The following is a 13,717-nucleotide window of genomic DNA, read 5'->3' as shown; positions in this document are numbered from 1 at the left end:
GTCAGACGTGGTCGGACATGAAGCAAAGTCAGAACTTTCTTTGATGGGGGCTCCCCGCCGTGCGGGGCTCATATGGCCTGCACGGCAAGGAGACGAACACAGTGAGGGAACACTTCATGGCAGCCAAGACGGCCACGCGGATACGCCGCAGGATCGCACTATCGGTCTCGACGGTATTGATCGGCGCATTGCTGCAGGCCACGGTCGCCGAGAGCGCGCAGGCAAGCACCCTGGCCAAGGTGCCGGCTTCGGAAAAGCCGCTGACCGGTCACGGGGTGCAGATGAAGCCCCGCCCCGCGGACAGTGAACCGCGGGTGCCCGCAAAGGCACCCAAGCACACCTGGGCCAAGGCCGGCTCGGCCACCGTGACCCTCACCCCGAGCGCCAAGTCTCCCGCAGCGGCCGGCAGTCTGCCGATCGCGCTCACCGTCCCGAAGACGCAGGGCAAGACACCTTCGACCAAGGGGGCGACAGCTGACCGCACCCCGCTGTCGGGCAAGACCACCGTGCGTGTCCTGGACGAGACGACGGCCAAGCACGCCGGGATCGACGGCCTGCTGTTCACTCTCCAGCCCCAACAAGGCGCCGCAGGCAACGCGGTTGGTGTCAAGGTGGACTACTCCGCCTTCGCCCAGGCATATGGGGGTTCGTATGCGGCCCGCCTGAAACTGGTGCGCCTGCCCGCCTGCGCGGCGACCAGCCCCGGCAGCAAGAACTGCACGAGCGCCACACCGGTAGCCACGGACAACGACACCACCACACATACCCTCACCGCCTCCGCACTGCCCGTGGCCACATCGCCGAGTGTCGCTGCCGCGCCGATGGTGCTCGCGGCAACTACCGGTACCTCCAGCGCCTCCGGTGACTACACGGCCAGCCAGTTGTCGGCCTCCTCGGCCTGGGACACGAACCTCAACACGGGTGACTTCTCGTGGTCCTACGACATGCCCGTGCCCGGCGTGCCGGGGAAGCTCGCGCCCAAGGTCGGCCTCAGCTACTCCTCTGGTGGGATCGACGGCCGTACGGCGAACTCCAACAATCAGTCCTCCTGGGCCGGTGACGGATTCAACCTGTGGCCGGGGTCTATCGAGCGCGCCTACAAGCCGTGCGCCGACGACGGGATCAAGAACGCCGACGGCAGCAAGCCGGGCGATGTGTGCTGGGCCTACGACAACGCCTCGTTGTCCTTCAACGGGCACTCGGGCGAGCTGATCTCGACCGGCAAGGACACGTTCAAGATCAAGGGTGACGACGGCACCAAGGTCGACCGGATCTACGGCTCCTCCACCGACGTCCGTTCCAACGGTGCGCACAACGACGAGTACTGGCGTGTTACCACCACCGACGGCACCCGCTACTACTTCGGCTACAACAAGCTGGAGGGTTGGGCGAGTGGCAATGAGACCACCGACTCCACCTGGACCGTTCCGGTGTACGGCGACGACACCGATGAGCCCTGCCATGCTGCGACGTTTGCCGACTCTTGGTGTCAGCAGGCATGGAAGTGGAACCTCGACTACGCCGTCGATGTGCACGGGAACGCGATCGCGTACTACTACGACAAGGAAACCAACTACTACGCCCGCAACCTCAAGCCGGCCGACGAAACGGTCTATGACCGCGGCGGGTCATTGGACCGCATCGAGTACGGGCTGAAGTCGTCATCGGTGTACACCGCCAAGGCCCTGGCCATGGTGGACTTCACCTCCTCCGAGCGGTGCCTGCCGGAGACCGGAGTGACCTGCGACGCCTCGACGATCGAGGACAAGTCGTTCTACTGGTACGACACACCGTGGGACTTGAACTGCAAGTCCGGTGTCGACTGCACGAAGTCGTACTCGCCGAGCTTCTGGACCCGCAAGCGCCTCACGGACGTGACCACCGAGGTCCTGCAGCCCGCAGGAACGTATACCCCCGTGGACTCGTGGACGCTGACGCACAGGTGGGGCATGGCCGATATCGACTACCAGTTGCTCCTGGCTTCTATCCAGCACACGGGTAAGTCGGCCTCCCCCAACGTCCCGCTGCCGAAGGTGACTTTCGGCTACGACCAGCGCGCCAACCGACTGGACACGCATGAGGACGACACCTCACCGTTTATCAAGGAACGGCTGTCGACGATCGCAGACGAGTCCGGCGGGCAGACGGATGTCACCTACTCCGCCGCAACCTGCGACGCGGCCAATTTGCCGACCCCGCAAACCAATACCACCCGGTGCTTCCCGGTGTACTACACCAAAGCAGGCCATGAAGATCCCACACTGCAGTGGTTCAACAAGTACGTAGTTGACGCGGTCACCCAGACCGACCGCACAAAATCTTCCCCGGACATGGTCACCCGCTATTCCTATCTGGACGGCGCGGCCTGGCATTTCGATGATGATGACGGGCTGAGCAAGGAGAAGTACAAGACCTGGTCGAGTTGGCGCGGTTACGCGCATGTGCGGGTGCAGACCGGCGGCCAGGACCCGGTCGGGATGAAGTCGCAGACCGACCACTACTACCTGCGCGGCATGGACGGCGATAGGGCGAGCTTGGTCAGCGACCCTAAACCTGTCACCAAGTCCGTCACAGTTTCGGATGACAACGGCGGCACCATCACTGATCATGATTCGGCTGCCGGTTATGAGTACAAGAGCGAGAGCTACAGCGGGCCGGGCGGCAAGATACTGAGTAAGACCGTCAGCACGCCCTGGCACTACGAGACGGCCAAGCGCGTCCGCTCCTGGGGCACCACTACGGCCAACCTGACCGGTACGCAGCACACGTACGCCTGGATGTCCCTCGACGATGGCGCGGGCAGTAAATGGCGGCAGACTTACGTCTCCTATACCCATGAGAACACCGCGGGCCGCGTCATCGTCCAGAACGATGCGGGGGACACCTCCACCGCGACGGACAACCAGTGCACCCGCACCACCTACGCCGACAACGCCACCGACTGGATCCTGAACAAACCCTCCCGGATCGAGACGGTCGCCGTGGCCTGCGCGGACACCCCCGACCGCACCAAGGACGTCCTCTCCGACGTCCGCACCGCCTACGACGGCCAGGCATATGGGGCAGCCCCCACCAAGGGCGAGGTCAGCAACACCGCGACGCTCAAGTCGCACAACGGCACGACCGCGACCTACCTGGAATCCGGCACCACCTATGACTCGTACGGCAGGCCGCTGACCGTCACGGACATCACTGGCACGGTCACCGCCACCGAGGACACGGCTCCTGTCCGCACCAAGCGCTCGGACGGTCGCACCACGACCACCGTCTACACCCCCGCCACCGGCTTCCCCACGACGACTAAGGTGACCGGTGCGCCCGCCACCGCTGGCGATGCCACCACGGCGCAGTCCACCACCACGACCTACGACACGCTGCGCGGCCTGCCGACGGTCGCGCTGGACACCAACAACAAGCGCACCGAAACCACCTATGACGCACTGGGCCGCAACCTGAAGGTGTGGCTGCCCAACCGCTCCAAGGCCAACAACGACACCCCCAACTACGAGTACACCTACAGCATCACCGACAGCAGCCCCGTCGCGGTCGGCACCAAGACCCTCAAGAACGACGGATCGCAGCGCACCAGCTACACCCTCTTCGACGGCTTCCTGCGCCAGCGTCAGACGCAGCAACCAGGACCGGATGGCGGCCGCCTGATCACGGACACGTTCCTCGACGAACGGGGCCTGGACGTCAAGGATTTCGCGCCGTACTACAACACTGACGCCCCCTCGACCACGCTCCTCGCATTGGATGACGCGCTGAACGTGGAGACCCAGACCTGGAACAGCTACGACGGCCTGGGCCGCGCCATCAAGACCCAGCAGGTGGCGGGCAACGGCGACGGCGGCCAGGTGCTGTCCACCACCCTCACCAGCTACCTCGGCGACCGGACCTCCGTCACCCCGCCCCAGGGGGCAACCCCCACCACCACGGTCACCGACGCACGGGGCAACACCACCGACCTGCTGCAGTACCACGGCACCACCCCCACGGGTGCCGCGGACACTACGCACTACGACTACTGGCCCTCGGGCAAGGTCGCCAAGCTCACCGACGCGGCCGGCAACGTCTGGAGCTACGGCTACGACCAGAGCGGCAACCAGACCAGTACCCACGACCCGGACAAGGGCGACTCCACATCGCACTTCGACGACCGCAACCAGCTGATCTACACCGTCGACTCCCGCAGCAAGACCATCACCCACATCTACGACGGCCTGGGGCGTGAAACGGAGTCCCACGACGGCGACGCCTCCGGACCACTGCTGACCAAGCACGTATGGGACCCCACCGGCTTCAAGGGCCAGCTCGCCACCGCCACCCGCTACGTCGGCGGAGCCACCGGTGATGCATACACCACCACGTACAGCCTCTACGACACCCTCTACCGCCCCAACCGCACCACCGTCACGATCCCGGCGTCCGAAGGGGGCCTTGCCGGCTCCTACCAGTCGAACACCAAGTACAACCTCGACGGCACCACCCAGTCCGCCAGCTACCCTGCGGCCGGCAGCCTCACCTCTGAGGTCATCACGCCGACCTACGACGATGTGATGCGCACCAAGAAGCTCACCGGCACCGGCGGCGCCACCTACCTCACGGACGCGATCTACAGCCTCACCGGCAAGCCGCTGCAGTACTCGTATCAGGCACTCGGGGCGAAGAAGGCGCAGGTCACCAACACCTACCAGTGGGGTACCCAGCGCCTGTCCAACTCCAGCGTCAACCGCGAGGACGTCGCGGGCACCGACAAGTCCGCCACCTACAGCTACAACGAAGCCGGCACGATCACCTCGATCGCGGACGTCTCCCGCGACGGCACCGACAACCAGTGCTACACCTACGACTACCTCGGCCGCCTGACCGAGGCATGGGCCCAGCCGACCACCACCTGCGCGAGCACCCCCAGCGGCACCGTCCTGGGCGGCCCGGCCCCGTACTGGCAGTCCTTCGGCTACGACCTCACCGGCAACCGCACGGCAGAGACCGACCACGACGCCGGCGGCGACAGCACCAAGGACGTCAAGCACTCCTACGTCTACCCGCCGTCCAAGGCGGCCCACCCGCACGCGCTCTCCGAGGTCGACACCACCGGGCCCACCGGGATCTCCGCCGACAAGTACCACTACGACTTCGCAGGCAATACCGACACCCGCACCATCGCCGGCGACCAGCAGACCCTCCTCTGGGACGACGAAGGCCACCTCGCCAAGGTCACCCAACCCGACGGCAGCGGCGGCACCAAGACCACGTCCTACGTCTACGGCGCCGACGACAACCGACTCCTGCGCCGCACAGACTCCGCCACCACCCTGTACCTCGGCACCACCGAACTCACCCTCACCAAGGGCGCCACAACCCCCACGGCCACCCGCTACTACGACCTCGGCGGCGGCAACCAGGCCATCCGCACCGACGACAACAAACTCTCCTTCCTCCTCGGCGACCAGAACGGCACCGCCCAACTAGCCGTCAACTCCACCGACCTGACCATGCAGCAGCGCCGCTCCACCCCCTTCGGCACAGCCCGCGGGAAGAGCCCCACCAACTGGCCCGGAGAGCACGGATACGTCGGCGGCACCATCGACGACACCACCGGCCTCACCCAGCTCGGCGCCCGCACCTACGACACCAACACCGGCCGCTTCCTCTCAGCCGACCCCGTCATGGACCTCGGCGCGCCACAACAGATCAACGGCTACAGCTACAGCAACAGCAGCCCCATTTCCTACGCGGACCCCACCGGCCTCTACTACTGCCGCAACGGCCGCTCCGACAACTGCGACGTCCACGGCAACGCCCGCGGGAACGGCGCCTGGTGCCCCAGCGCCGCGGACCCCTACTGCAAGCCCGGCGTCAAGCACGGATACCAGATGGGCAAGAATTCCGAGCCCACCGAAAAGCAGAAGAAGAAAGAGAAGAAGCTCTACGACTACTTCTTTACGAAAAACCAGTGCTACGGAAACCCAGTCAGCGCCAACCCGAAATACGACGTCTGCTACACCCAAGCGGAAATCGACGCAGACAAGCAAATGGGCAAAGAGCTGCTGTCGGCAATCGGCGACATGACACTCATTGTTCCCGACATTCGATGCAAAATGGGAAACGATGCGGAATGCGACGTTGAGGGCGAAGCGATTTCTACCTTTGATGTTGGTGGAGTCGAGATTGGTTCCGTGAGATTTCTTGGAGCGCTCACCAAAGCCGCCAGGGCGATCTGCAGCTTCACCCCCTCCACCAAGGTGCTAATGAAGGGAGGGGGAAAGAAATCGATCAGCGAGATCAAGCCCGGAGACGAGGTAGAAAGCGCTGATCCGACAAGCGGGCGACACCGAGGTGCGCGAACCGTTACAGCAAGACTTGTGCATCACGATAGCGATCTTATCGACCTCGCAATCGGCGGCAAAAATGATCGAGTTAAAACGCTACACACCACGTCTAATCACCCATTCTGGGACGAAACGATCCATGCTTGGGTGCCAGCTGCAGAGCTGATCCCGGGGCACGCCCTCAAGGTGGAATCTGGCCCGGGGGCGACCCTCCTTGGCGCAGTGGTGCGAACTGGCTCTGCCGACATGTACAACCTCACCGTCGAGCAGCTCCACACGTACTATGTGCTGACTGGCGAGACGCCGGTCCTCGTACATAATGCTTGTGGAAGCAGCAATCTAAGGATTGCTGTCGGCAAGGGCGCGAGTCGCGATTACCAGATGTCCACAACTGGAATGATTGAAGTGCGCCTGCACGGTGGAGGCGAGAAGATTTGGGCAGATGGGGTTGACGGTGACTCTATTCTCGATGCGAAGTTCGTCAGCGGAAAATCGAGCCCATTTGTTCCCCCGGGCATCAAGAATGCTAAGGTGCAAGGATTCATCGATGCCGACATTGAGAATGAGATGCGACGCTATGCGGCTGTGATCGGAGATGGCGAAAACCGGTACACGAACCTCAGAATCATTACCAATACGAGTGCAGCTGTACCATATTTCGAAGGGATGATGAGCAAGTATGGGGTACCGGGCGCGGTGTCGGTGGTCCAGTGAGTGCGGAAAGAGTGAGGCGCAGGGATGACATGCCTTGTCTTCGCAGATGACGAGGAATCCGAGTGGCGCGTCGAGCAAGCAGAGCTATCCTCGCACCTCCTCGATGACTGGCCGAGCGCGGAAATCCAGGAGTCCACGCCATCGGATTCCGGGATCGAAGGTCGAGGATTGCGATGGACTTGCGATATCGAAGGCGATGAGGTGGAAGCATGGCTCAACAAGGCGGGCACATGTCTCTACATCGATGGACCGCTTCACGGGGTGGTAGTCCTCGTGGCGTGGTTCAGGAGCCGCATGTCGCAGCAAGTGGAATTCTCCATGTGTGATGACTCCTATTCGTTTCAAGTAGTCATTGAAGTTGGAATGTCGGCACTCGACATCCTGGAATCAATCCCGGATTGATGCCTGCTGGGGTTTCTCGACTTATTAGTCTCGGTAGCGGGTAACCGGGCTGGATACTGCTGCTTGCAGATAGCTGTCGGTAGATCGTTAAATCCGGTGGTAGAGATAAAGGGGTCTGTCGGTGGTGACGGCGTCGAGGAGTGCCTGGAGCGGGGCGGCGGGTCCTCGTCGGCCCAGGCTCGCTACCAGCAGTGCAAGCTGATGGGCATGCAGGGGGCGAGTTTTGCTGAAGCTCCAGACGCGAAGTTTTATCCAGAACTTGTCGAGTTCGGTGGTCTATCTCGGGCACTTCGCCGTGTCGCCGAAGAGCGGAGCCTCGACCTGGGTGACGTGCGACCCGGTTCGGAGCAAGGGCTCAGTGTGTATCGAACTGTCGAGGCTGATTCGAGTCGCGGACCTATCAGGGTTAGCACGGTCTTGAATAGGAGGGCCTTTTCGATTTCCATTGACAGTGCTGCAGGCGATTTCGTATGGGCATACGGGAGCGCGACCACGCTTGAAGACCTAGCGGATGTCATTGACGCCTGGCGGAGCGGGGTGCTACTTGCGCCTCTGCAGGAGCGATTTCCGTTCATTGATTTTTCCAAAATGGCTGAAGGTTATGAGCGCGGCACGCCTGTGGAGACTGCTTGGAACATCCTCCTTTCGGAAGATACCTACGACTCTCGCCGTGAGATGGTGGCCGCACTGCACTCAAGGCCCCGCCTGAGTGAGCTGTTTCCGTTCTTCTCTCATGAGGTATTGCGTTTGGCCGTCGACCCCTTCGATAGAGATGCGGGTGAGATTTGCATCGAATTGCAGGTTAATGGCCTATATTCCATGCGATCATCTGATGATGAGGTCCTGGTCGGCGTCGGGTTGGCTGATCTTGCCGACGCCGCTACAGCAATCGTCGAGTTCCTTGCGCGGCGGCGCCCTCATGGGTGAGCGGACAGGGTGGCGCCCTGTGGCGCTGCCAGACACCCCGCTTGCGTGAGCGATGCGTGAGCGGACGGGGCGGCTCCCTGCGGACCGGACGGCACGGTGGGCGAAGTCGCGACCTTCTGGCCAGGTGAAGCCGGATCGAGCGTGATCACGGAGCACTGCGCGTCATGATCTTGAAGGCCCTCGTAATGCGTAGGTCTCGGGTTCGAATCCCGAAGGCGGCTCGGAATCACCCCAGGACTCACTCGCCGTGACCTGGGGTTTTTTCATGCCCGGGGCGCGTGCCGAGCCGCACGACCGGGATGTCGTGGAAGTGCAGGGTCCAGCACAGCCTGACTGTGAAGGAGTGGGCGGGAGGCGCGTAGGTGACGAAGGCGGGGGCGAGCGGCAAACCTCCCAGTTGTGGTGCATTCGTGGGGCCCTGCCCGAGCCTGACTACGTCGTCTCCAGCAACCCGTGCTGGTTCCTGCTGACCGTCTTGTTGATGGCCGAGAAGGGCATGCGCGAGGTCGATACCCTGCGGCTGAAGGAGTTCAAGGCCGAGCGGCGCGGCTGGTCGGTCGATGACGTGGATGACCTGCTGCCGGCCATCGGACTCAAGGAGGTCCCGCGGTTGTTCGCGGCATCCGAGCGTCACGCGGACAGCGGGGCGTCGCCAGGCTCTCGGCATCCGCCCGATGGGGGTGCGAGGCAGGCAGGAGTTTTGAAGACAGCCTACGTCCCGAGCAGCCGCGCCTTCTGTTGATCGAACTCGTCCTGCGTCAGAGCGCCTTGATCGACGAGGGCCTTGAGCTTGCCGAGTTCGTCGGCCACTGACTGGGGCTTGGGTTGAACTGCTTCGGGCGATGAAGCAGAGCCCATTTCGCCGGCCAACTGCGAAGCGAGCACGTTGAATGCATTCACGTACTGGTTGGCCGCTCGCAGGGTCGTGGAGTCTGGTTTTACGTTGTACGTCTGTGCAGCTCCGTTGCCGAAGGTCACATTGATGACAGCCGCGCCTTTGTTCTTGCGTCCCGCCAAGGCTGAGATACCGCCCGTTGCAACTCCGCCAGCGAGCCTGGTTGCCGTCCACGCTTTGTGAGCGCCAGCGTTGACGAACTCGGCCTGGCCGCCGAGTACTGGTCCTTGCCCAGTCACGCCGAACTTGGAGGACGGCCAAAGGCGCATCATTGCAGCGGTGTTCATCGTCTTCTCGGCAGGGTGCAACTTGCGCCAGTCCTTCAGTGCTTCCTTGTCCGCCTGCCGCTGTTCGGCGGCTTCCGTACGAGCCTGCTGCTTTTCCTCGTGTGCAGCAGCCTTCTGCGCAGTTCTCTCCGGGGCACGCTTGAACATGATCCTCATCAGCCCCTTTGGAAGATGGGAGCGGGCCTCACGCCTCGGCCCAGTGTCGCGCGCTCCTCGCCCAGGGCAACACCTTCAACGCCTCTCGCGCTGGGCACATCTTCCGAGCACGGTCAGGGGCTGGGGCAGTACGCTGAACGCAGCGGGATCGGGCCCGCTTGCATGGTGTCCAGGAGGTGCGTCATGACTGCCGAGACGGTGGCTCCTGCGTGGATGCACGAGCAGATCACTGCGGAGCAGTACGACTCTTGGTCCGAGGAGCAGTGTGCGGGGATCGAGATCGTGGACGGGATGGTCGTCGTGAGCCCCAGTGCGTCCAAGCGCCACAACCGGCTCGCCCGGATTCTGGCGAATGCCTTGGAGGCTGCCGCGGAGCCGGAGTGGAACGCCGATACCGACTTCGACGTCCGTCTGCAGGATGTTCCGCTCACCAATCGGCGTCCGGATGTTGTCGTGTATCGCGCGGACACGATCGATGTCTCGCCCACCCGGCCGGAGCATGTGCTGCTGGTCGTGGAGGTTGTCTCGCCAGGGTCGGAGACCACCGACCGGATCGTGAAGGCGGACCAGTACGCGAAGGCCGGCATCGCCTTCTACTGGCGGGTCGAGCAGGCTGCGACCGGGGTCCCGCTGGTGTACACCTACGTGCTCGATCCGGCTACCAGGGCCTACCGGGACGGGGACGTGTTCACCGGTGTCGTCAAGGTCTCGGCGCCCTTCCCGGTCAAAGTCGACCTCGGTCGCATCTGAGTCCCACGCCGGCGAGCGGCATGCCAATTTGCGTGAGCCCTGCGTGAGCGGACTGGGCGGCACGAGGCCGGATCGGCAGTCATGGTCATACGCTTCTGACCAGCTGAAACGTCATCCATCGGGACGCCCCAGAACCACCCGTAACGATCTTGCAGGCCCTCGTAATGCGTAGGTCTCGGGTTCGAATCCCGAAGGCGGCTCGGAATCACCCCAGGACTCACTCGCCGTGACCTGGGGTTTTTCATGTCCGGGGCGTTCTAGGGCCGAGGGGCGGGCGCCTCCGTGCGCCTTGTGCGCAATCACGCCACCCCGACAGCCAAGCCAGCAGGGCGGACCGGGTGCTGAGGGATCGGCATCGTACGCAGGGTTCAGAGGTCCGCGAAGACGGTGCGGTCGAGGAAGTCGTTGGTGAACTTCCCGGTCGGGTCCCAGTGGCGGGCCAGCTTCCGGAAGTCCGGCAAACGCGGATAGCGCGACTGCAGGGTGGCGGACGAGGTGGTGAAGAGCTTTCCCCAGTGTGGCCTGGACGCATACGGGGCCAGGCGTTCCTCGATCATGGCCAGGACGGGCAGGACCGCTGTGGTGTCGTTGGTCCACGTGAAGTGGAAGGCCACGATGTCCTGTTGGTGAGCGGGGCTCATCCACAGCTCGTCCGCGGCGATGGTGCGGACCTCGGAGATCTGCACGAGGGGCGCGATGTGGGCGCGGATGTCGTCCAGGGCGCGCAGGGCGGCGACGGCGTGCCGGCGGGGTACGAAGTTCTCGGACTGCAGTTCGTTGCCGTAGCCAGGGGTGAAGTCGGAGCGGAAGTGCGGCAGTCGCTCGTGCCAGGGACCGGCCTCGCCGAGTTGCTGGGTGGCGTGGACCGGGGACATGCCGGGCAGCGGGTTGAGCGGGATGTCCGACAGGCGTGCGCCGAGCCAATGGGTCCCCGGGAGGGGCGAACCGGTGTCGTCCTGCTTGCGCTTGAGCCACATCTGGTTGATGCGGGGGCCGCTCCAGTCGGTGAAGAGGCTCACGCTGTAGGCGCTGGCGAAGATCTCGGCGAAGTGCTCGGTCAGCGCCTCGAAGGGCAGGTCCTGGTAGACGTACTGCTCCACCTCGAAGGTGGGCACGAGGTCGAGGGTCACCTGGGTCACGATCCCCAGGGCGCCCAGTGCCACGACGGTGCCGTGGAAGCGGTCCTCGTCCTGGTCGCGGTCGAGCTCGGCCACCTCGCCGTCTGCGGTGACCATCTGCAGCGCCGTGACGGCGGTCGCCAGGTTCCCGTTGGCGTCACCCGAGCCGTGGGTGCCCGTGGCGCAGGCTCCGGCGACGGAGATGTGGGGCAGTGAGGCGAGGTTGTGCAGGGCCCAGCCCTGTTCGTGCAGGCGTCGCCCCAGCTCCGCGTAGCGCATGCTCGCGGTGATACGGACGGTGGCGGCCGCGGAGTCGATCTCGAACAGGGGCGGCAGGTCGTCCAAGCACACCAAGGTCCGGCCGGTGTCCGCGATGTCGCTGAAGGAGTGCCGGCTGCCCAGGGCGCGCACCTTGGAGCTGCGTGCCACCGTGTGCTGCAGTTCCCTGAGGGAGATGGGCCGGTTGATCTCCTGTGCGCGGAAGGCCACGTTTCCGGCCCAGTTGGTCAGCTTCTCGGTCATGTGCGGTACCTCGTCTCGCGCGCCGTTGCGCGGTGGTGGAGTGCCGGGCCTGGTCAGGCCGGACGGTGCTTGTGGGTTCGAAGGGAAGCGCCGGCCCGGGATCAGACGCTGGTCAGTCCGCCGTCGACGCACAGGATGTGCCCGTTGACGTACGCGGAAGCGGGCGAGGCAAGGTAGATGAGGGCGCCGACCAGGTCCTCGGGCTGCCCCCAACGGCCGGCCGGGGTACGGGCGCACACCTGGGCGTGGTGGTCCTTGTCGTCGAACTGGGCGCGGGTCATGTCGGTGACGATCCGGCCGGGGCCGATGCCGTTGACCTGGATGCCGTACGGGGCCAGATCGGCGCACATGCTCTTGGTGAGCATCTTCAGCGCGCCCTTGCTGGTGGTGTACGCGGCCGTGCCGGGGGCGGCGAGGTCGGAGCGGATGGAGCAGACGTTGATGATCTTTCCGCGGCCACGCGGGACCATGCGGCGGGCGGCGGCGCGGCCCGTCAGGAACGCGCCGGTGACGTTCGTGTCCAGCGTCTGCAACCAGTGGGCGTCGGTGAGTTCGGTGAGCGGGCCCCGGGGGTGGATGCCGGCGTTGTTCACCAGGATGTCCAGTTCCCCGACCTGCTCCTCGACCCCGGCGATCGCCCGCTCGACCGCTGCCGGGTCGCTGACGTCGAAGGGGCTGGTGTGCACCTGGCCCGGCAGGTCCGAGGCGACCTCCTCGAGCCGGGCCCGGTCGCGTCCGTTGAGTACGACCCGGCAGCCGGCCTCGGCCAGGGCGCGGGCGAACGTGAGCCCGATGCCGCGCGTGGCGCCGGTGATCAGGGCCGTACGGCCGTTGACGTCGAAGAGCTGGTTGATCACGTGAGCCCGCCTGGTTCCGCGGTCCGGTCAAGGAGATCAATGAGGATCTTCACGGCCACCGAGCCGGTGTCGGCACGGTGAGCCGCCAACTGCAGTGCCTCTGGTGCCGGCGGGTGCGCCCTGTTGGGGACGGCCAGAACCTGCAGGCCGGCACGGTATGCCGCGAGGATTCCGCTGCCGGAGTCCTCCACCGCCACGCACCGGCCGGGAGGCAGCTGCAGGCGCCGGGCCGCACGGAGGTAGATGTCGGGTGCGGGTTTGCCGTGGGTGACCTCGTCGGCGTACGCGATGGCCTGCAGGAATCGGCCCAACTCGAAGGCGGCTACGGCCGCGTCCACGAACCGGCGCGGTGCCGCCGAGGCCAGTGCGACGGGCACTCGGTCCGCCGCTGTGGCGATCAGTTCCAACGCTCCGTCGAGCGGCTCGACACGGCCTTCCGCGAGCGCGACGACCATGTAGTCGGTGCACGACGCCTCCAACTGGGCCGCATCGCCGCCGCACCAGTCGGCCAGGTGCTCACTCCACTGCCCCGACCCCACACACCGGGAGGCGACTTCAGGACTCCACGGGCGTCCGGCCCGCTCACAGTGCTCGCGCCAGCACTCCACCCACACCGGCCCACTGGCCAGCAGGGTGTCATCCAGGTCGAACACCACACCCCCGATGCCGGGGAGGACCTCACCGGACAGCCCGGTCATCGCTGTTGCGACGTTCGGGCCGGGTGCGGTGGGTCGTACGCCTTCCACCGGGGACA

9 protein-coding genes and 1 tRNA gene are annotated in these 13,717 nt (G+C 64.7%); 6 read left to right on the top strand and 4 right to left on the bottom strand.

Annotated features, from left to right (window positions below; translation table 11 throughout):
- The first annotated feature begins 116 nt into the window (after positions 1-116).
- The 5 genes from OG707_RS17590 (at position 117) to OG707_RS17570 (ending at position 9,120) form a co-directional block, all read left to right on the top strand.
- Positions 117-7,049 carry a polymorphic toxin-type HINT domain-containing protein gene (locus OG707_RS17590; protein WP_329119298.1) on the top strand — a complete coding sequence of 2,311 codons (6,933 nt, stop codon included), beginning with the start codon at positions 117-119 and terminating at the stop codon, positions 7,047-7,049.
- A gap of 24 nt (positions 7,050-7,073) precedes the next feature.
- Positions 7,074-7,451: a hypothetical protein gene (locus OG707_RS17585; RefSeq protein WP_329119296.1), complete on the top strand. Its 378-nt coding sequence runs from the start codon at positions 7,074-7,076 to the stop codon at positions 7,449-7,451.
- Positions 7,452-7,547: 96 nt separating this feature from the next.
- Positions 7,548-8,378, top strand: coding sequence for a DUF6193 family natural product biosynthesis protein (locus tag OG707_RS17580; protein WP_329119293.1), 831 nt, complete (start codon positions 7,548-7,550; stop codon positions 8,376-8,378).
- Between the two features lie 119 nt (positions 8,379-8,497).
- A tRNA-OTHER gene (locus OG707_RS17575) sits at positions 8,498-8,599 on the top strand.
- Positions 8,600-8,859: 260 nt separating this feature from the next.
- Positions 8,860-9,120 carry a hypothetical protein gene (locus tag OG707_RS17570; protein WP_329119291.1) on the top strand — a complete coding sequence of 87 codons (261 nt, stop codon included), beginning with the start codon at positions 8,860-8,862 and terminating at the stop codon, positions 9,118-9,120.
- Here OG707_RS17570 and OG707_RS17565 read toward each other — a convergent pair.
- Positions 9,090-9,707, bottom strand: coding sequence for an SHOCT domain-containing protein (locus tag OG707_RS17565; RefSeq protein ID WP_329119289.1), 618 nt, complete (start codon positions 9,705-9,707; stop codon positions 9,090-9,092). The genes OG707_RS17570 and OG707_RS17565 overlap by 31 nt on opposite strands.
- Before the next feature lie 192 nt (positions 9,708-9,899).
- Here OG707_RS17565 and OG707_RS17560 point away from each other — a divergent pair, with 192 nt between their 5' ends.
- Positions 9,900-10,466, top strand: coding sequence for a Uma2 family endonuclease (locus OG707_RS17560; protein ID WP_329119288.1), 567 nt, complete (start codon positions 9,900-9,902; stop codon positions 10,464-10,466).
- A gap of 368 nt (positions 10,467-10,834) precedes the next feature.
- On the opposite strand, the gene OG707_RS17555 is transcribed toward OG707_RS17560, so the two are convergent.
- The 3 genes from OG707_RS17555 to OG707_RS17545 form a co-directional block, all read right to left on the bottom strand.
- The gene (locus OG707_RS17555; protein WP_329119286.1) at positions 10,835-12,106 is read right to left on the bottom strand and encodes a D-arabinono-1,4-lactone oxidase; all 1,272 of its coding nucleotides are present in this window, start codon (positions 12,104-12,106) and stop codon (positions 10,835-10,837) included.
- A 101-nt stretch (positions 12,107-12,207) separates the two neighbouring features.
- The gene (locus OG707_RS17550) at positions 12,208-12,963 is read right to left on the bottom strand and encodes a glucose 1-dehydrogenase (RefSeq protein ID WP_329119284.1); all 756 of its coding nucleotides are present in this window, start codon (positions 12,961-12,963) and stop codon (positions 12,208-12,210) included.
- Positions 12,960-13,709, bottom strand: a complete 750-nt coding sequence (locus tag OG707_RS17545; protein ID WP_329119281.1) for an HAD family hydrolase — start codon at positions 13,707-13,709, stop codon at positions 12,960-12,962. The genes OG707_RS17550 and OG707_RS17545 overlap by 4 nt, the downstream gene beginning before the upstream one ends.
- Positions 13,710-13,717 lie beyond the last annotated feature (8 nt).

This window comes from Streptomyces sp. NBC_01465 (assembly GCF_036227325.1).
Taxonomy (GTDB): domain Bacteria; phylum Actinomycetota; class Actinomycetes; order Streptomycetales; family Streptomycetaceae; genus Streptomyces.
Note: the sequence above shows the minus strand (reverse complement) of the source record. Positions and strands in the feature narration are given on the sequence as shown.